The following is an 18,585-nucleotide window of genomic DNA, read 5'->3' on the forward strand; positions in this document are numbered from 1 at the left end:
GGAAAACTTACAGAGAGTTTGCAGTTGGTGAAAAGCAAATAAGGGGAACTTATAATGAATCAGCCTAAGAGTAGCTTATCTGAAATCAAGTAGGATAAGACGTTCATCGCGTTAAGATATAGAGAGCATATCTTTAAGATATGAATAAAGGTGGTACCGCGTCATCACGTCCTTTAACAGGACGTTTTTTTATTTGAGAAAGGAAGGAATACAATGAATTACAAAGACACATTATTAATGCCTAAAACAGATTTTGAAATGCGTGGAAATCTTCCTAAAAAGGAGCCAGGTTACGTTCAAAGATGGCAAGAAACGCATATGTATGAAAAAGTCATTGAACAAAATCAAGGACATGATGATTTTGTTTTCCATGATGGTCCACCATATGCAAATGGAAATATGCATACTGGACATATGTTAAACAAAATTATTAAAGATGTGATTTGTCGTTATAAAAACATGCAGGGATTGTATACACCATATATTCCTGGATGGGATACTCATGGTTTACCAATTGAAAATGCTATTCAAAAATTAGGTGTCAATCGTAAAGAATTAAGTACAGCAGAATTTAGAAAAAAATGTTATGAATATGCATTAAAACAAGTTGAAATTCAAAAAGAACAATGTATCCGTGTTGGAACATTTGCTGATTATGACCACCCATATTTAACATTATTACCAGAATTTGAAGCCAATCAAATTGATGTTTTCGCAAAGATGGCGATGGATGGTTTAATTTATAAAGGATTAAAACCAGTCTATTGGTCACCATCAAGTGAATCAGCTTTAGCAGAAGCTGAAGTTGAATATCATGATGTGAAAAGTCCAACTATTTTTGTGAAATTCCAGGTTAAAGATGGAAAAGGTATTTTAGATACAGATACAAGTTTTGTGATTTGGACAACAACACCTTGGACAATTCCAGCAAACCTTGCGATTTGTTTAAATGCGGATTATACGTATGCACTTGTTCAAAGTGAGAAAGGAAAATTAATTGTTTTAGAAGAACTTGTTGATTCTTTATGGGAAAAATTTGAATTAAAAGAAAAACAGATTTTAAAAACATTTAAGGGACAAGAATTAGAAATGATTACTTGTCAGCATCCATTATATGATCGTGAATCATTAGTTATCTTAGGAGATCACGTTACTGCTGAAGCTGGTACAGGATGTGTTCATACTGCTCCTGGATTTGGTATGGATGACTTTATTGTTGGTCAAAAATATGGTTTAGATATTTATTGTAATGTTGATGAACACGGTTGCATGATGGAAGACTGTGGTGAATGGTTAGCTGGTCAATATGTTGATGATGCTAATAAAACAGTCACTTTAAAACTTGATGAATTAGGAGTGTTATTAAAGCTTGAATTCATTACACATAGTTATCCTCATGACTGGCGTACAAAAAAACCAATTATCTTTAGAGCAACTGACCAATGGTTCTGTTCAATTGATAAGATTAGAGAAAAATTATTAGATGAAATTGATCATGTCGAATGGTTAAATGAATGGGGTCATATTAGAATCTACAACATGATTAAAGATCGTGGTGACTGGTGTATTTCTCGTCAAAGAAGCTGGGGAGTTCCAATTCCTATTATTTATTGTGAAGATGGGACACCAATTATGGAAGAAGAAGTTTTCAAACATATTTCTGATTTATTTAGACAGTATGGTTCTAATATCTGGTTTGAAAAAGAAGAAAAATTCTTGTTACCTGAAGGATATACAAATGAACATTCACCAAATGGTATCTTTAAAAAAGAAAAAGATATCATGGATGTATGGTTTGATTCAGGATCTTCTCATACAGGATGCATGAGAGAAAGAGGATATCGTTATCCAGTTGATTTATACTTTGAAGGTAGTGATCAGTATCGTGGATGGTTCAACTCATCATTGATTATTGGAACTGCAGTTTATGATAAAGCGCCTTATAAGACAGTTTTATCACATGGCTTTGTTTTAGATGGTAAAGGAAATAAAATGTCTAAATCATTAGGAAATACTGTTGATCCAATTAAACTTGTCAATCAATATGGTGCAGATATCTTAAGATTATGGGCAACTTCAGTTGCATATCAATCTGATGTTCGTATTTCTAATGATATTATGAAGCAAGTTGCTGAAAATTATCGTAAGATTAGAAACACAATGCGTTTTGTTTTAGGAAATCTTTCTGATTTTAAAGCAAGTGATTTGATTGAAATCTCAAAACTTGAAGGTGTTGATCAATACATGCTTGTTGAATTAAATCAGTTAATGAAAGGTTATGAAGAAGCCTTTAATCAATATGATTTTGCTGAAGCAAATCAATTAATTTTAAATTGCTTTACAAACACTTTAAGTGCTTTCTATATGGACTTTACAAAAGATATTCTTTATATTGAAAAAGCTGATAGCTTAAGAAGAAGACAGGTTCAAACAGTGTTATATTATTATGCAAAAACAATGATGAAATTATTATCACCAATTCTTGTCTTTACAAGTGAAGAATTACATGATCATTTCCATTGTGATGAAAATAAAGCTGAATCTATTTTCTTAGAAGCAAAAGCTGAATTGCTTCCAGTAGACAATGAAGAAGTAATTAAAGAATATTATGATCGTTTCTTATTATTAAGAAAAGATGTCTTAAAATCTTTAGAAGAATTAAGAAATGCTAAAGAAATTAAATCTAATATGGAAGCAAAAGTGACTATTTGCTTAAAAGATTCATATCAAGATATGGACAAATTAGCAGATGTTTTAAAACAGCTGTTTATTGTTGCTAAAGTTCAGTTAGTCAATGATTCTACAAATCTTGAAGAATATGACACAGCTTATATTCATAGTGAAAAATTTAAAGGTGTTCAATGTCCAAGATGTTGGAATTATTTTGAAGAATCAGAAATGGAAGGCGAATTATGTCCTCGTTGTCATGATGTCATCCATGGATAAATAATAAATGGTACGATACGTACCATTTATTTTTGAAAGGGGATTGAAATGGAAAAAAATATTCAAGGAAGTTTATTGTTGCTTATAGCTGCTTTGATTTGGGGAAGTTCTTTCATTGTTATGAAAAGTGCTGTTGATTTTTTAACACCAGCAGTATTGTTGTTTTTAAGATTTTCATTGGCAGCTATTTTATTATCACTTATATTTATCAAAAAAATAAAAAATCTCAATTTTCAGCAAATCAAAGGTGGTTTGTTAACGGGGAGCTGTTTGTTTGCAGCTTATTATGTACAGACATGGGGATTGAACTATACAACACCTGGTAAAAATGCTTTTTTAACAGCTGTTTATTGTGCTATTGTTCCTTTTTTGGTATGGCTGTTTTATCATAAACGTCCTGATATTTATAATTTCATTGCAGCTTTTATTTGTGTTTTAGGGATTGGCTGTGTATCTTTAGATGAACATTTAACTATGAATATAGGTGATTTTCTCACATTATGTGGTGGTTTTTTATATGCCTGTCATATTTTACTGATCAAAAAATTTTCTAAAGGAATTGATGGAGGAGCTTTCACATCATTACAGTTTATGGGTGGTGCCATGGTTTCATTTGTTTTTGCCTTATTAACTGAAGATTTATCTATTATAACGCAAATACAGCCATCTATTTATTTGCAGATTCTTTATCTTGTTGTATTTGCTACTGCATTAACAATGTTTTGTCAGACAACGGGACAGAAATATACAAGTGAATGTAATGCTTCATTGATTTTATCTTTGGAATCTGTATTTGGAGTCGCATTTTCAATTGCTTTTTATGGTGAAATTCTTACATTTAAAATCTTATTAGGATTTATTTTAATATTTATTGCTATTGTCATTTCAGAAACCAAGCTATCTTTTTTAAAAAGAGGAGAAATAAAATGAAAAAGATAATAACTTGTATGATTACAATGATTGTATGTCTTGGAATCGTTCCAGTCCATGCAAGTGAAAATTTTCAAGTTTCTTTACACTCAAAATATGCTTATCTTTATGATCAGGAAACTCAAATGGTTTACTTAGATCAAAAAAGTCAGGATAAAATCTATCCGGCAAGTATGACAAAAATTTTAACAGTGAGCTTAGCGTTAGATAAAATACCTGATATACATGAAAAGGTACGTATCACACAAGCAGATTTGGATGGACTGTTTGAAGCTGGAGCCACAATAGCTGGATTTTACGCTGGAGAACTGGTAACATATGAGGATTTGCTTTATGGTGCATTATTACCATCTGGTGCAGATGCTTGTAATGCCTTAGCACGTTTAACATATGGTTCTACTGATGGGATGGTTATGGCTATGAATCAGTTGGTAGAACAATTAAATCTAAAGAATTCTCATTTTATGAATGTAACAGGATTACATCATAATGAGCATTATACAACCGTTTATGATATGGCAATGATTTTGCATCATGCTTTGCAAAATCAAACGTTTGCAGATGTTTTTAATGCACGAACATATACCAGTTCAATGAAAAATCATACGTGGTCTTCATCTTTACAAAGAGGTTATATGAGTTATGGTTTGGATATATCACAAATTGATGGTGCAAAAAGTGGTTTTACAGATGAAGCGCAATTAACTTTAGCAAGTACCATGACTTTTAATGGACATCAATTTATTTTAGTGACAGCATATGCCAGTGGGCAATATACTCAAAATCATGTAAGAGATGCAATTACAGTTTGTCAATATCTTCATGGTCATTATCATGAAATTGTTCTTTACAAAAAAGATGAAACGATTGCTGATTATTGGCTTTTACAATCTTTTCAGTTTCGCTATGAATATCAAGCTTCACAAACTTTATCTATCATTATAGATAATAATATATCGACGAAAGATTTATCTTATCAGGTAGATACATCGACTTTTTTAGTAGCACCTATGAAAAGTGGTCAAAAGATAGGGACAGTTTCAATCTATAATGATGATTATTTGCTTTATTCATATGATATGCATTTAACGGAAGATATTGAGCTATCAATGATGGAAAGAATAGCTTATTATGCTGTTATTATTTTTATTGTAGGAGCATTAATCACTTGCTTGATTTTAGTTATGAAAAAAATAAAACATAAAAAGAGTGATAGACCATAAGGGAATCTATCACTTTATTTATTTTCTTTTAAATCAATAATAAGATCAATACCATATCCAACAAAACGTCCTATAAAAATAATAATGACACCAATTACTGGTAAGAATGGATTTCCTCCAAATATAAAGTACCAAAGAATACATAAAAATCCAATTACATAACCAATAAATGTAAAAATGTCTGTATATTTTCTTGATTGATTATCTTGCATAAATTCACCCCATTTGACATAAAATCATTATAACATCTTTCATTATTTTTTCAATACTGTTATAATGTGAAAGGGGGTTTATATGAAAAAAGGATGTCTTTTTGATTTGGATGGAACTTTAGTTAATTCCATCACAGATTTAGCATTATCTACAAATGAAGTCTTAAAGTTACATCATTTACCAACTCATGATATTTCTCAATATAATATGTTTGTTGGTAATGGTGTTAAGAAATTGATGGAAAGAGCTTTAGGTCCAGAACATCTAGATTTATTGGATGTTTGTCTGCAAGACTTCCAAAAAATATATCGCGAACATTGTTTAGATCATACAATACCTTATGATGGAATAGAAGAACTTATTACTTATTTAAAAAAGCAAAATATAAAATTAGCTGTTGTAACAAATAAACCACATGCTTTAGCTATTCAGATTGTAGAACATCTATTTCCTGATACTTTTGTAGCTATCTATGGACAACAGGACTTATATCCTGTCAAACCTGATCCTCAATCAACTTATATGGCATTGATGGAAATGAGACTTGATAAAAAAGATTGTTTTTTTATAGGTGATAGTCAGGTGGACATTGATACAGGATATTATGCTGATATAGATTCTATTGGTGTAACTTGGGGATTTAGAGGGCGACAGGAATTGGAAAATGCTGGAGCTGATTATATTGTTGACAATCCTTATGAAATTATGGAGCTTATTCAAAATGAAAATAGGGGTTAGTCAATGTTTGCTAGGTGTCAATTGTACATATAGTGGAAAGAGCCATCCTCTTGATATTTTGATAGAAATGGATAAAAGACATTCCATTATACCAGTTTGTCCAGAGGTCTTAGGAGGATTACCTATTCCAAGAGATCCTGCTGAAATTCAATCTTTGGAACCCTTGAAAGTTGAATCAATCAATCATCAGGATGTGACTACTGAATATATTTTGGGTGCTCAAAAAGCGTTAGACATCTTTATTAAAAATGATGTTCAAGTGGCATTGTTGAAGTTTAGAAGTCCAAGTTGTGGTTGTGATGGTATCTATGATGGATCATTTCAACATCAATTAATCGAAGGACAAGGTGTTTTTGCTAGAATGTGTCAAAAATGTGGTATTCAGCTTTTTCATGAAAATCAAATTGAAGAATTCTTAAAATATATAGGAAAGGAAGATGATTATGGGACATATTTTAAAGATTCAACCAGTTTTTAAAGAAATGATTTGGGGTGGCCATAAATTAAGAGATGTTTATGGTTATGATATCCCAAGTGATAGCACAGGTGAGTGTTGGGCTATTTCTGGACATCAAAATGGTGATTGTACAATTAGTGATGGAGAATATCAAGGAAAAACTGTTTCTTGGTTATGGCAAAATCATCGTGAACTTTTTGGAAATGTCAATGGTGATCAATTCCCATTATTAGTTAAAATTATAGATGCAAAAGATGACCTATCAGTTCAAGTTCATCCTAATGATGAATATGCTGCCAAACATGAAAACTCATTAGGGAAAACAGAATGTTGGTATGTTTTACAAGCTGATGAAGGAACAAAAATGGTTATGGGACATCATGCTCAAACAAAAGAAGAATTTGTAAAAGCAATTGAAAATGATGATTATGACCATTTATTAAATTCTTTTGAAATTAATAAAGGAGATTTCTTCTATATTCCATCTGGAACGTTACATGCGATTTGTAGTGGTTCATTAATCTATGAAGCTCAACAATCATCTGATATTACATATCGTGTTTATGATTATCATCGTAAAGATAAAAATGGTAATGAAAGACAATTACATGTTCAACAATCTATTGATGTCACAAATGTACCTGCTGATTTAGCAACAAATAAACTTTTTACAAATAGTCATTTAGATCATGGTTCTAAAACAAGATATGTAGAAAGTGAATTTTTCACTGTTGATTGTTATAGAATGGATGGAGAAAATACAATTATTAATGATAAACCATTCCAATTGGTAAGTATTCTTGAAGGTGAAGGTACATTGGAAGGTATGGAAGTGAAAAAGGGAGATCATTTTATTATATGTAGTGATCAAGAAGAAGTCACATATGATGGTAAAATGACTGTTATGATGACAACATTATAAAAGCAGATGGAAACATCTGCTTTTCATTTTGTAAAAACTGTGGCATAATAGATACGAAAAGAGGGAGAAAAATGAAAGATATATATCAGGAAGCATTAGAATTACATGAAAAAACAAAAGGGAAGCTGGAAGTACAGTTAAAAGTCCCTTTAGAAGAAAGTCATGATTTATCATTAGCATATACACCAGGGGTGGCTCAGCCATGTCGTGAGATTGCGAAAAATAAAGATGATGTCTATAAATATACTTGGAAACAAAATAGTGTTGCTGTTGTCAGCGATGGAACTGCAGTTTTAGGATTAGGAGATATTGGACCAGAAGCAGCTATGCCTGTTATGGAAGGAAAAGCAGTCCTATTTAAAAAGTTTGGAAATATTGATGCTGTGCCTATCTGTTTAGATACAAAAGATCCTCAAGAAATTATTCGTACAGTTAAAGCTATTGCACCAACATTTGGTGGTATTAATCTTGAAGATATTAGTGCACCACGATGCGTAGAAATCGAAAGAACACTTATCAACGAATTAGATATTCCAGTCTTTCATGATGATCAACATGGAACAGCCATTGTTGTTACAGCTGGTTTATTGAATGCATTAAAAGTTGTTCATAAGAAAATTGAAGATATTACTGTTGTGGTAAGTGGAACTGGTGCAGCAGGAAGTTCTATTATCAAAATGATTCATGCATTGGGTGTTAAAGAAATATATGGATTTAATATCAATGGTATTGTCACAAGAGAAGATTATGATCAATATGATTTTTTAACTCAGGAACTAACTGAAATCACAAATTCTCAAGCGAAACGCATGACAATGGCAGAAGCTATGAAAGAAGCTGATGTCTTTATTGGTGTTTCTGCACCAGGTGTTTTAACACCAGAAATGGTCAAAAGTATGAAAGAAAATCCAATTGTTTTTGCGATGGCAAATCCTGAACCAGAAATTCCTTATCAGGATGCTATTGATGCTGGTGTTGCCGTCATGGGAACTGGACGCTCAGATTATCCAAATCAAATTAATAATGTTTTGGCATTTCCAGGATTGTTTAGAGGGGCTTTGGATGTAAGGGCAAGAAAAATTAGTGAAGGAATGAAATTGGCAGCGGCTCATGGTTTGGCCTCACTTGTGAGTGATGAAGAATTATCACCAACATATGTTATTCCAAATGCGTTAGATCCACGTGTGAGTCAGATTGTAGCTCAGGCTGTTGCAAAAAAGGCTATTGAAGAAGGACTTGCAAGATAAAAGCTATTTACAGCCTTTTTTGTTATGATATGATGAAAACGAAAGGGGACAATATCAACTTAAACAAAAAAAGAAAAAACATAGAGGACATTGAACCTCTATGTTTTTTGCTTTTCTATTAATACATTCCTGGTGCCATTGGAGCAGGAGCTGGATTATCTTCTTTAATTTGTGCAACACCTGCTTCAGTTGTAATAAATAAAGCAGAAATACTTGCAGCATTTAATAAAGCACTACGTGTAACTTTTGTTGGGTCAATAATACCTTTATCAAACATTGATACCCATTCACCATCTTTAGCATCAAATCCTTGTCCATCAGCAACTTTCATTTGTTGTTCTACAATTTCATCACTATTGAAACCAGCATTTTCAGCAATTTGTCCCATTGGAGCAAGTAATGCATCTAAGACAACTTTAATACCTTTTTGTTTATCTACGTTAGAATCTTTTAACTGGTCTTTTAAAGCTACATAAGCGTTAACTAATGTAACACCACCACCCATAACGATTCCTTCACTAACAGCAGCTTTTGTGGCATTTAAAGCATCTTCAATTCTTAATTTCTTTTCTTTCAATTCAGATTCAGTAGCTCCACCAACTTTGATAATAGCAACACCATTACTTAATTTACCTAATCTTTCAGCATAATTCTTTTTATCATAATCACTCTTAGAATTATTCATTTGTTCAGTGATTTCTTTAACACGTTGATCAATAGCAGTCTTATCACCACTACCACCAATCATTGTTGTATGATCTTTTGTAATATGAATCTTTTTAGCAGATCCTAAATCAGTCATTTGCATGTCTTTTAAATTCATATTTAAATCTTTACTGTAGAATTTAGCATTTGTTAAAATGGCAATATCTTGTAAGATTTCTTTTTGATTATCACCAAAACCAGGGGCTTTTGTAGCCACAACATTAAATGTTCCTCTTAATTTATTAACAACTAATGTTGAAATCACTTCTTGTTCAAAATCATCAGCAATTAATAATAAAGGTTTATTAGATTGCATAACTTGTTCAAGAATTGGTAAGATTTCTTGAACTGTATTAATTTTTTGATCAGTAACCATGATTAATGGGTTATCTAAATCAACAGTCATTTTTTCTCTATCAGAAACCATATATGGAGAAACATAACCTTTATCATATTGCATACCTTCAGCAACTTCTAATTCTGTATCAAAGCTGTTAGATTCATCAACACTGATGACACCATCTCTACCAACTTTTTCCATGGCTTGAGCAATATATTGACCAATTTCTTTATCTCCAGAAGAGATTGTCGCAACACTTTCAATATCATTGCTTGTTTCCACTTTATGAGATTTATCTAAAATATATTTTGCAACTTCCTTACTTGCATAATCAATACCTTCACGCATTAAAACAGGGTTTGCACCTTTTTCAACAGCTTTTAAACCATTTTGAATCATGCTTTGAGCTAAGATTGTTGCTGTAGTTGTTCCATCACCAGCAACATCATTTGTTTTATTGGCTACTTCATATACAAGTTTTGCACCCATGTTTTCAAATGCATCTTCTAGTTCGATTTCTTTAGCAATTGAAACACCATCATTTGTAATTAAAGGTGATCCAAACCCTTTATCTAAAACAACATTACGTCCTTTAGGACCAATAGTGACTTTTACTGCATCTGCAAGAGTATTAACTCCATTTAACATTGCATCTCTGACATCTTTAGAAAAACGAATTTCTTTACTCATTATTTATTCCTCCTATTCAATAATAGCTAAAATATCTTCTTCTTCTAAAATCATATATTCGTCATCATTATCTTTAAATTTTGTTCCTGAATATTCTTTAAAGATAACAGTCATACCTTCTTTTAAGTGTTCATCACATTTAGGCCCAACAGAGACAACAGTCGCTTGATTGCTTGCTTGTTCTTTTGGACTTGTTAAAATGATTCCACTTGCTGTTTGAGTTTCAGCTTTTTCTTTTTTTAATATCACATAATCATGTAATGGTTTTAACATTTTGTATTCCTCCTTATGTTTTAGCACTCATATATCTTGTTTGCTAACAACTATTATTATAGCATGATATATGAACTGAATATGAACTTTTAGCACTATGATTTTAAAAGTGCTAAAATCCTTAAAATATATGAAAAAATATTTTTATTTAGACTTCTCTTTTGTTATAATTTAAAAAAAGGAGAAGATTATGGCAAAAAAATATGAGAGATTTATAAAAACTTATAGTTCAGAAAAAATACTTCAAACTTCTGAAATATGGGTTGATAAAGAAACAGGTGTGAATTATCTTTTTCATAGTAATTCCGTTGGTGCAGGACTGACAGTATTAGTTGATAGAGAAGGAAGACCTATTATTACAACGGTATTTCCAGATGAAGAATAGGAGGACGATATGAAAGCTGTATTTAATCATTGTAATATTAATGTTACAAACTTAGAAAAAAGTATCGCATTTTATCAAAAAGCATTAGGACTTACTGTTGTCAGAGAAAAGGAAGCATCGGATGGAAGTTTTAAACTTGTTTATCTGACTGATAGTGAAGCCTCTTTTCAATTAGAATTGACATGGTTAAAAGATCATCCACAGGCTTATGAATTAGGTGAAAATGAAAGTCATATTTGTTTTGTTGTTGATGATTATGAAGCATATCATCAATTGCATCAAGACATGGGATGCATATGTTTTGAAAATGAAGCAATGGGACTTTATTTTATTCATGATCCTGATGATTACTGGCTGGAAATTGTACCACAAAAATAAGCAAAGAACCTTTGTGCGAAAGGTTCTTTTTATACGAGAATTTCAAATGTCTGATTTTGATGGGTAACAGGCAGGATTTGAGCATGATAGGGATTGTCTAAATGCTCTTGTAATAGGAGTTTTGTTGTTTCATAGTGTCCAAAATAGTGAATTGGTAAAATGTATTTTGTTGGAACATGTCTTAAAAAAGCATTTAAGCCTAATAAATAGTCTTTTTCTTGACGAATATCCACAACAACACAAGCAAGATCAACTGGTTCTTTGATAGAACAGATTTCTTGGAGGTAAGTCTGTTTTTGATATATATTGTCTTGTTCTGGTTCACCTTCCCAATGCCACCAATGAAGATCACCAGCATGATATATTGTCTGATTTTCCACATGGACAAGAAAAGCACATCCTTCATCAGTAGAAAGCAGTGTGGAAATAGATAAATCATCTATTTGATAAGTTTGATGTATATCTACATAATATGCATCATATTTATGACGCAGTGTATTGGATAAAATATAAGTGATTTGAGGATGATGAATTTTAAAAATATTGGGATTATAATGATCATAATGACGATGAGAAACAAAAACATAAAGAGGTCTCTCTTGATTAAGGTGAAGTTCACCTTGATAATAATCAAATAAAAGCAAATGATTGTCTAACTCGACTAAACAACCACTATGATATAAATGTGTAACTTTCATATAAAAAAAGATAACATGCGAAACATGTTATTCTTCTTCTCCATCATCATAATTTGAAACATTGTGATAAACTTCATCAACATCATCACAATCATTTAATAATCCCATTAATCTATCAAATAACATCATATCATCACCTTCAAGTTCAACATATTCTTGAGGTGTTGTTGTAATATCATCCACATCAAATTCAATATCTTCTTTAACAGCTTCAATAGCTGTTTTGATTTTATTTAAATCTGTTGGTTCACCTGTTATTTTAATACGTCCATCTTCTAATGTTGTAATGTCTTTAGCATCAACATCACCCATCACTAAAGCTTCTAAAACTTCGTCTTCGCTCATACCACTTAAAACAACAGTGCTTTCTACATTATATAAATAAGCGACAGAACCTTCAGCTCCTAATTTAGATTTTGCTTTCGTAAATGCAGGACGGACTTGAGAAATTGTACGATTAATATTATCAGTTAAACATTTTACAATTAATGTTGAGTTTCCTGGTCCAAAACCTTCAAATTGAATAGGTTCATAGTTTTCTGTTACACCACTTTTGACTTTATCAATAGCACGTTTAATAACATCAGCAGGAACTTGTTCTTTTTTTGCTTTATCTACTAAACGTCTTAATGCTAAATTTCCATCTAATTCAGGTCCACCAGCTTTTGCTGTTAAATAAATTTCTTTTCCATAGCGAGAATATAATTTCGCTTTTTTAGCTGCAGTTTTTGCCATTGCAACTTTACGCACTTCATGTGCTCTTCCCATGATAAAATTCCTCCTTTGAAAATTCCTTTAGTATTATAAACATTTTTTAGTGATTTTTCAATAAAAAATGGTATAATCACTATATTTCATATAGAATTGAATGAAGAAAGGAGAAATTATGAGAAAAATAGTGATTGTTGGAGCTGGAGCTTCAGGTGTCTATTTATCTGTTTTATTAAAACAAAAATATCCTCAAGATGATGTTATTGTTTTAGAACAAAATCAATCTCCCTTAAAGAAACTTTTAGCAACTGGAAATGGAAGATGTAATCTTTCCAATCAAAATATGGATCAACAATATTATGATAGTGATAATTTAGATATTGTTCAGTCGATTATTCAAGATTTTGATATGGTCAGTCAAATGAAAGAAATAGGACTATATTGTCTATATCAGGGTCATCTCTTGTATCCTAAAAGCGAGCAGGCTTTATCAGTAAAAAATGTATTGATGCAACGTGCTCAAGAAGCGGGTGTTTTATTTTTTTATGAACAGGAAGTTCACCGCATTGAATGTCAAAATCAATATAGAATTGTAACATCAAAACAAACATTTCATGCTGATATTGTTATTTTGGCCATGGGGAGTGAAGCAGGGAAACTTTCAGGCATGAATGAATCACGTTATCATATTTTAAAGCAGCTTCAATTAAAAGTGATTGAACCATTACCTTCTTTAGTTCAGTTTTATACATCACCTGTTTTAAAAGTTTTAAAAGGTGTAAGAGTGAAGGGGACTTTTTCGTTGATGGAAAATGACAAGTGTATTCATCAGGAAAAAGGTGAATTATTATTTACTGACTATGGTGTGAGTGGTATTGCTGTTATGCAATTGTCATCTTTTTATAAAAAACATCATCAATATCAATTATATATTGATTTTTTTGACGAATTAAGTCACAATCAGTTATGTCAATATTTATCTCAGCAATCTTCATTATTTTTAGAAGGTATGTTAAATCATAAAATTGCATCATATTTTCAAAAATATCAAGATCTTCCTATTCAAAAACTGGCTTTTTTATTAAAACATTATCGTTTAGATATTCAAGGTATCAGAGAAGCGCAGTATGCACAGGTGATGAAAGGAGGATTATCATTAGAAGATGTCACTTATGATTTAGAATTAAAAAGATATCCTAGTATGTTTGCTATAGGGGAAATATTAAATGTAGCAGGAATGTGTGGAGGATATAATTTGCATTTTGCATTGGCAAGTGCTTATCGTGTAGCGCAGGCTATAGAAAGGAATGTATATGTTAAGAATTCATAATGTCAAAGTCAAATTAGGAGAAAAACGTTATGCAAAAGTCATATCACAATATTTGAATGTTCGAGAAAAAGAAATTCGAAATGTAACTTTGGTCAAACAATCTATTGATGCAAGAAGACAAAATGTTCATTTTATATGTAGTTTTGATTTTCAGGTTCATGATGAAGAGCAGTATTTAAGAAAATTTCCACAGCTTCAACGTGTTCAACCATATCAATATCATTATTTACCATCAAATGATCAAAGTGTCATGATTGTAGGAAGTGGGCCTGCTGGTTTATTTTGTGCCTATGTTTTGGCTATGAGTGGTCAGAAAGTGACTGTCATTGAGCGTGGTCAGGAAATTGAAAAAAGAGAAAAAGCGGTGGCTGATTTGTTAGAAAATGGTTGCTTGCATTGTGAAAGTAATATTGCATTTGGTGAAGGTGGAGCTGGAACTTTTTCTGATGGGAAATTAACAACTGGTATAAAAAATGAACGTATTCGTTATGTATTGGAAACTTTTGTTCAATTTGGTGCGCCAGAGGATATTTTATATCTTCATAAACCTCATATTGGTACAGATTATTTACGTCAAGTTATTCAAAATATGCGTCAATTTTTAATTGAAAAAGGAGTCACATTTTTATTTGAAACACAAATGATTGATTTTAAACAGGAATCAGATAGTTATCATGTTACTGTTTTACATCATGGTCAGACTGAAGTGATGAATACTGATTTACTTGTATTGGCTATTGGTCATAGTGCACGTGATACTTATGAATTACTTTATCAAAAAGGTATGACTCTTGAACAAAAAGCTTTTGCAGTAGGCGTACGTATTGAACAATCACAACAAAAAATCAATCAAATTCAATATAAGAAAAGTGCTTCTTCACCATATTTAAAGGCAGCAACATATAAACTTGCTGTACAAAGTGGAAAACGAGGTGTTTATACATTTTGTATGTGTCCTGGTGGTTATGTTGTTCCATCACAACATGAAGATGGAACGCTATGTGTTAATGGGATGAGTTATTATGCACGTGATGGTCAAAATGCGAATAGTGCTATTTTAGTCACTGTTTCTACAGATGATTTTGGTAGTTCACATCCATTGGCAGGAATTGAATTTCAAAGACAATTAGAAAAGAAAGCATTTATATTAGGTGGTGGGCATTTTCATGCTCCGGTACAAAAAGCTATGGATTATATAAATAATGAAGTCAATCCATTAGGTAAGATTAAGCCAACTTATCAGCCAGGATATCAGCTTTGTGATTTAAATCAGATATTTCCTGATTTCATTAATCATTCTTTAAAAGAAGGTTTGTTATTAATGAATCAAAAGATGCCTGGATTTATTGATGAGGACACAATTTTAACAGGAGTGGAATCAAGAAGTAGTGCACCAGTTAGAATTTTAAGAAATGAAAACTTTCAATCATCAATGAAAGGAATTTACCCAATTGGAGAGGGTGCTGGTTATGCTGGAGGTATTATGTCATCTGCAATTGATGGGATGATGTGTGCGGAACAGATCCTAAAGACATATAAATAGTGGGAGGAATTATGAATATTGTTATTATTGGATTAGGAAAAGTGGGACAAATGCTGACACATTATTTATCAAATGAAGGATATAATATTGTTGTTATTGATCAAAATAGTCAGAAAGTAGAAAATGTTGTTAACCAATATGATGTTTTAGGAATTAGTGGAAATGGGGCCAATTTTCAAGTCTTACAAGAAGCGGGTGTTGATAAAGCCAATGTTGTTATTTCAGTAACGACATCGGATGAATTGAATATTTTATCTTGTTTATTAGCTAAGCAATTAGGAGCTAAGCACATCATTGCGCGTGTTAGAAATCCTGACTATTCTTTACAAAGTGAAATCTTAAAAAATAAATTAGGATTTTCTATGATTATTAATCCTGAGTTGGAAGCTGCAAATGATATCAGAAGAACAATTTTGTTTGCATCAGCCATGCGTATAGATACTTTTGCGAAGGGAAAAGTAGAAATTATTGAATTGCGTATTTGTAATGGAATGAAACTAGATTCTATTGCTTTAAGTCAATTGTCTTCTGTTACAAAATCTCAAGTGTTAATTTGTGCGGTAAAACGTAACGATAAGGTTATGATTCCCGATGGAGATTTTATTTTAAAGGGTCAAGATCATATTTATGTTGTTGGTTCTCATAAAGATTTAACAAAGTTTTGTTTAGATGCTGGTTTTGTATCAGAAAAAATCAAACATGTTATGATTATTGGTGGAAGTAAAATTACTTATTATTTAGCAAGACAATTAGCTGTACATGGAATTAAGACAAAGATTTTTGAAAGAAATCATGAGCGTTGTATTCAATTGTCTGAACAACTGCCATATTCTGTCATTATTGAAGGAGATGGTAGTGATGAAAATATTTTAATGGAAGAAGGCGTCAATAGAAGTGATGCCTTAGTCAGTTTAACGGGATTGGATGAAGAAAATATTGTTTTAGCCCTAGTAGCAAAACAATTGGGTGTAAAGAAATCTATCGCAAAAGTGAATCGTATGAATCTGAATGGTGTTATTGATCAATTAGGTATAGATAGTATTGTTGATCCAAAAGTTTTAGTAACTTCTCAAATTATTCGTTATTTACGTGTCAAAGAAAATCATGATCGTTCTTCTAGTATTCAGACATTATATAAGATTGTCAATGAAGAAGTGGAGGCAGTTGAATTTATTGTTGATGAAAAAACAAAATATTGCAATATTCCATTAGCTCAAGTGAAAACAAAGAAAGATTTATTGATTGGTGGTATTATTCGTCAAAATCAGACAATTATTCCTAATGGTCAAGATGTTTTAAATGTTGGCGATCGTATTATAGTCATTGCTTATCATACCTCTCTTAAAGATATTAATGATATTTTTGAGGAAACTTACTGATGAATAGACGTATGATTTTTTATACGCTTGGTAAAATGCTCATGATTGAGGGGCTATTGATGCTTTTACCATGCTTGATTGGTATGATTTATCATGAAAAGGAAAGTTTGGCATATCTTATGATTGCAATTTTATTATGCTTTATAGGAAAGCTTATGAGCTTACATAAACCTCAAAATAAAATCATTTATGCTAAAGAAGGTTTTGTAGTCGTTGCTGCAGCATGGATTTTTTTTATCCATTTTTGGAGCTATTCCTTTTTGCTTGACGGGTGAAATTCCTTCTTATGTAGATGCCTTTTTTGAAATAGTTTCAGGTTTTACAACAACGGGTTCATCTATTTTAACAGATGTTGAGGCTTTATCTCATGCCAGTCTATTCTGGCGTAGCTTTTCACACTGGATTGGTGGTATGGGGATTCTGGTTTTTGTCGTGGCATTTTTACCAGATGCCAATGGCTCTACTTTACATATTTTAAAAGCAGAAATGCCAGGTCCTATTGTAGGGAAGCTAGTTTCTAAAATAACAGTATCATCACAGATTTTATATCAGCTTTATACAGTTTTAACAATTCTTGAAGTCATACTGTTGATGTTGGGTGGAATGCCTTTCTTTGATAGTTTATTAAATAGTTTTGGAACTGCTGGAACAGGTGGATTTGCAATTAAAAATGCTTCAATAGCTTATTATAATAGTGCTTATTGTGATGGAATTATTACCTTTTTTATGATTTTATTTGGTATTAATTTTAATTTGATATATTTTGTTGTGATTAAAAAATTCAAAGCAGCTTTTAAAAGTGAAGAATTACGCTGGTATCTTATTATTATCTTTGCTTCAGCCATTGCGATATCGTTTAATATTTTACCTTTATATCATTCTATTTTTGAAGCTTTTCGTTATGCTATCTTTCAAGTTGGATCTATTATCACGACGACAGGTTATGTCACTGCTGATTATGGACAATGGCCTTTATTTTCGCAGACAATTTTAGTCTTGTTGATGTTTGTTGGAGCCTGTGCAGGTTCAACAGGTGGTGGAATGAAAGTTTCACGTATTATTATTGGAGTTAAAAGTGCTATTGCTGAAATGAAGCATATGCTCCATCCACATAGTGTTGTTTCAGTTGTATTTGAAGGGAAACATTTATCGTTATCTACTTTAAATAATATTCATGTTTATTGGGTGCTCTATTTCTTATTATTTGGTTTATCACTTTTATTTGTTTCTTTACAAAATATTGATTTTACATCAGCATTTAGTGCTGTTGCGACATGTTTTAATAATGTTGGGCCTGGTCTTGGTGTTGTTGGACCAACAGGAAATTTTTCTAGTTTAACAGATTTGTCAAAAATTGTTTTATCATTGGATATGCTGGCAGGTCGTTTGGAGATTTTCCCATTGTTAATGTTCTTTTCACGTTCTTTATGGAAAAAGTAAGAGTTGTTTGTAAAAAAAGCGACTCTTTTTTATTATG

Annotated in this window: 19 protein-coding genes and 1 other annotated feature (1 of these 20 only partly in view); of the genes, 14 read left to right on the top strand and 5 right to left on the bottom strand. The window is 31.6% G+C overall.

Going from position 1 to position 18,585, the window contains the following annotated elements; genetic code table 11:
* Positions 1-177, top strand: a binding site (T-box leader); it begins 29 nt to the left of the window's first position.
* A gap of 36 nt (positions 178-213) precedes the next feature.
* The 3 genes from ileS to B5G32_RS00390 are packed head-to-tail and all read left to right on the top strand — an operon-like array spanning position 214 to position 5,099.
* Complete coding sequence (gene ileS / locus B5G32_RS00380) at positions 214-2,946, top strand: isoleucine--tRNA ligase (protein ID WP_087935464.1); 2,733 nt, start codon at positions 214-216, stop codon at positions 2,944-2,946.
* 48 nt (positions 2,947-2,994) lie between these two features.
* Positions 2,995-3,876: a DMT family transporter gene (locus B5G32_RS00385; protein ID WP_087304731.1), complete on the top strand. Its 882-nt coding sequence runs from the start codon at positions 2,995-2,997 to the stop codon at positions 3,874-3,876.
* Positions 3,873-5,099, top strand: a complete 1,227-nt coding sequence (locus tag B5G32_RS00390) for a D-alanyl-D-alanine carboxypeptidase family protein (protein ID WP_087935465.1) — start codon at positions 3,873-3,875, stop codon at positions 5,097-5,099. Before B5G32_RS00385 ends, B5G32_RS00390 begins: the two co-directional genes overlap by 4 nt.
* A gap of 14 nt (positions 5,100-5,113) precedes the next feature.
* Here B5G32_RS00390 and B5G32_RS00395 read toward each other — a convergent pair whose 3' ends face one another.
* Positions 5,114-5,311, bottom strand: coding sequence for a hypothetical protein (locus tag B5G32_RS00395; RefSeq protein WP_087935466.1), 198 nt, complete (start codon positions 5,309-5,311; stop codon positions 5,114-5,116).
* An 82-nt stretch (positions 5,312-5,393) separates the two neighbouring features.
* Here B5G32_RS00395 and B5G32_RS00400 point away from each other — a divergent pair, with 82 nt between their 5' ends.
* From B5G32_RS00400 to B5G32_RS00415, 4 genes are all read left to right on the top strand, one after another.
* Positions 5,394-6,050 carry an HAD family hydrolase gene (locus B5G32_RS00400; protein WP_087304729.1) on the top strand — a complete coding sequence of 219 codons (657 nt, stop codon included), beginning with the start codon at positions 5,394-5,396 and terminating at the stop codon, positions 6,048-6,050.
* The gene (locus B5G32_RS00405) at positions 6,034-6,528 is read left to right on the top strand and encodes a 2-thiouracil desulfurase family protein (RefSeq protein WP_087935467.1); all 495 of its coding nucleotides are present in this window, start codon (positions 6,034-6,036) and stop codon (positions 6,526-6,528) included. Before B5G32_RS00400 ends, B5G32_RS00405 begins: the two co-directional genes overlap by 17 nt.
* Positions 6,494-7,429 carry a type I phosphomannose isomerase catalytic subunit gene (locus tag B5G32_RS00410; RefSeq protein WP_087935468.1) on the top strand — a complete coding sequence of 312 codons (936 nt, stop codon included), beginning with the start codon at positions 6,494-6,496 and terminating at the stop codon, positions 7,427-7,429. Before B5G32_RS00405 ends, B5G32_RS00410 begins: the two co-directional genes overlap by 35 nt.
* A 71-nt stretch (positions 7,430-7,500) precedes the next feature.
* Positions 7,501-8,676, top strand: coding sequence for an NAD(P)-dependent malic enzyme (locus tag B5G32_RS00415; protein ID WP_087298017.1), 1,176 nt, complete (start codon positions 7,501-7,503; stop codon positions 8,674-8,676).
* 118 nt (positions 8,677-8,794) lie between these two features.
* On the opposite strand, the gene groL is transcribed toward B5G32_RS00415, so the two are convergent.
* Both groL and B5G32_RS00425 read right to left on the bottom strand, forming a co-directional pair.
* A complete protein-coding gene (groL, locus tag B5G32_RS00420) occupies positions 8,795-10,411 on the bottom strand; it encodes a chaperonin GroEL (protein ID WP_087935469.1) in 1,617 nt (538 codons plus the stop codon).
* Between the two features lie 12 nt (positions 10,412-10,423).
* Positions 10,424-10,684, bottom strand: coding sequence for a GroES family chaperonin (locus tag B5G32_RS00425; protein WP_087245164.1), 261 nt, complete (start codon positions 10,682-10,684; stop codon positions 10,424-10,426).
* A 190-nt stretch (positions 10,685-10,874) separates the two neighbouring features.
* On the opposite strand from B5G32_RS00425, the gene B5G32_RS00430 reads away from it, so the two are divergent.
* Positions 10,875-11,069, top strand: a complete 195-nt coding sequence (locus tag B5G32_RS00430; protein ID WP_087304130.1) for a DUF6440 family protein — start codon at positions 10,875-10,877, stop codon at positions 11,067-11,069.
* Positions 11,070-11,078: 9 nt separating this feature from the next.
* A complete protein-coding gene (locus tag B5G32_RS00435) occupies positions 11,079-11,447 on the top strand; it encodes a VOC family protein (RefSeq protein WP_087245166.1) in 369 nt (122 codons plus the stop codon).
* A 29-nt stretch (positions 11,448-11,476) separates the two neighbouring features.
* Here B5G32_RS00435 and B5G32_RS00440 read toward each other — a convergent pair whose 3' ends face one another.
* Both B5G32_RS00440 and B5G32_RS00445 read right to left on the bottom strand, forming a co-directional pair.
* Entirely contained in the window at positions 11,477-12,145 is a 669-nt protein-coding gene (locus B5G32_RS00440; RefSeq protein WP_087935470.1) for an MBL fold metallo-hydrolase, read from the bottom strand.
* A gap of 27 nt (positions 12,146-12,172) precedes the next feature.
* Positions 12,173-12,913, bottom strand: a complete 741-nt coding sequence (locus B5G32_RS00445; protein ID WP_087935471.1) for a YebC/PmpR family DNA-binding transcriptional regulator — start codon at positions 12,911-12,913, stop codon at positions 12,173-12,175.
* Positions 12,914-13,031: 118 nt separating this feature from the next.
* On the opposite strand from B5G32_RS00445, the gene B5G32_RS00450 reads away from it, so the two are divergent.
* Genes B5G32_RS00450 through B5G32_RS00465 form a run of 5 tightly spaced genes read left to right on the top strand, consistent with a single transcriptional unit; the run spans position 13,032 to position 18,548 of the window.
* Complete coding sequence (locus B5G32_RS00450; RefSeq protein ID WP_087935472.1) at positions 13,032-14,186, top strand: aminoacetone oxidase family FAD-binding enzyme; 1,155 nt, start codon at positions 13,032-13,034, stop codon at positions 14,184-14,186.
* A complete protein-coding gene (locus B5G32_RS00455; protein ID WP_087935473.1) occupies positions 14,170-15,729 on the top strand; it encodes an NAD(P)/FAD-dependent oxidoreductase in 1,560 nt (519 codons plus the stop codon). Before B5G32_RS00450 ends, B5G32_RS00455 begins: the two co-directional genes overlap by 17 nt.
* An 11-nt stretch (positions 15,730-15,740) precedes the next feature.
* The gene (trkA, locus tag B5G32_RS00460) at positions 15,741-17,108 is read left to right on the top strand and encodes a Trk system potassium transporter TrkA (protein WP_087935474.1); all 1,368 of its coding nucleotides are present in this window, start codon (positions 15,741-15,743) and stop codon (positions 17,106-17,108) included.
* Entirely contained in the window at positions 17,108-17,383 is a 276-nt protein-coding gene (locus B5G32_RS14075) for a hypothetical protein (RefSeq protein WP_239386161.1), read from the top strand. The genes trkA and B5G32_RS14075 overlap by 1 nt, the downstream gene beginning before the upstream one ends.
* Complete coding sequence (locus B5G32_RS00465) at positions 17,373-18,548, top strand: TrkH family potassium uptake protein (protein WP_239386162.1); 1,176 nt, start codon at positions 17,373-17,375, stop codon at positions 18,546-18,548. Before B5G32_RS14075 ends, B5G32_RS00465 begins: the two co-directional genes overlap by 11 nt.
* Positions 18,549-18,585 lie beyond the last annotated feature (37 nt).

Origin of the sequence: Massilimicrobiota sp. An80 (assembly GCF_002159255.1) — a bacterium.
GTDB classification, from domain to species: domain Bacteria; phylum Bacillota_I; class Bacilli_A; order Erysipelotrichales; family Coprobacillaceae; genus Allocoprobacillus; species Allocoprobacillus merdigallinarum.

What these genes read in the sequence shown, in the direction of transcription:
- ileS (WP_087935464.1), top strand. Translation starts at nt 214, where the DNA reads ATGAATTACAAAGACACATTATTAATGCCTAAAACAGATTTTGAAATG.
- B5G32_RS00385 (WP_087304731.1), top strand. Translation starts at nt 2,995, where the DNA reads ATGGAAAAAAATATTCAAGGAAGTTTATTGTTGCTTATAGCTGCTTTG.
- B5G32_RS00390 (WP_087935465.1), top strand. Translation starts at nt 3,873, where the DNA reads ATGAAAAAGATAATAACTTGTATGATTACAATGATTGTATGTCTTGGA.
- B5G32_RS00395 (WP_087935466.1), bottom strand. Translation starts at nt 5,311, where the DNA reads ATGCAAGATAATCAATCAAGAAAATATACAGACATTTTTACATTTATT.
- B5G32_RS00400 (WP_087304729.1), top strand. Translation starts at nt 5,394, where the DNA reads ATGAAAAAAGGATGTCTTTTTGATTTGGATGGAACTTTAGTTAATTCC.
- B5G32_RS00405 (WP_087935467.1), top strand. Translation starts at nt 6,034, where the DNA reads ATGAAAATAGGGGTTAGTCAATGTTTGCTAGGTGTCAATTGTACATAT.
- B5G32_RS00410 (WP_087935468.1), top strand. Translation starts at nt 6,494, where the DNA reads ATGGGACATATTTTAAAGATTCAACCAGTTTTTAAAGAAATGATTTGG.
- B5G32_RS00415 (WP_087298017.1), top strand. Translation starts at nt 7,501, where the DNA reads ATGAAAGATATATATCAGGAAGCATTAGAATTACATGAAAAAACAAAA.
- groL (WP_087935469.1), bottom strand. Translation starts at nt 10,411, where the DNA reads ATGAGTAAAGAAATTCGTTTTTCTAAAGATGTCAGAGATGCAATGTTA.
- B5G32_RS00425 (WP_087245164.1), bottom strand. Translation starts at nt 10,684, where the DNA reads ATGTTAAAACCATTACATGATTATGTGATATTAAAAAAAGAAAAAGCT.
- B5G32_RS00430 (WP_087304130.1), top strand. Translation starts at nt 10,875, where the DNA reads ATGGCAAAAAAATATGAGAGATTTATAAAAACTTATAGTTCAGAAAAA.
- B5G32_RS00435 (WP_087245166.1), top strand. Translation starts at nt 11,079, where the DNA reads ATGAAAGCTGTATTTAATCATTGTAATATTAATGTTACAAACTTAGAA.
- B5G32_RS00440 (WP_087935470.1), bottom strand. Translation starts at nt 12,145, where the DNA reads ATGAAAGTTACACATTTATATCATAGTGGTTGTTTAGTCGAGTTAGAC.
- B5G32_RS00445 (WP_087935471.1), bottom strand. Translation starts at nt 12,913, where the DNA reads ATGGGAAGAGCACATGAAGTGCGTAAAGTTGCAATGGCAAAAACTGCA.
- B5G32_RS00450 (WP_087935472.1), top strand. Translation starts at nt 13,032, where the DNA reads ATGAGAAAAATAGTGATTGTTGGAGCTGGAGCTTCAGGTGTCTATTTA.
- B5G32_RS00455 (WP_087935473.1), top strand. Translation starts at nt 14,170, where the DNA reads ATGTTAAGAATTCATAATGTCAAAGTCAAATTAGGAGAAAAACGTTAT.
- trkA (WP_087935474.1), top strand. Translation starts at nt 15,741, where the DNA reads ATGAATATTGTTATTATTGGATTAGGAAAAGTGGGACAAATGCTGACA.
- B5G32_RS14075 (WP_239386161.1), top strand. Translation starts at nt 17,108, where the DNA reads ATGAATAGACGTATGATTTTTTATACGCTTGGTAAAATGCTCATGATT.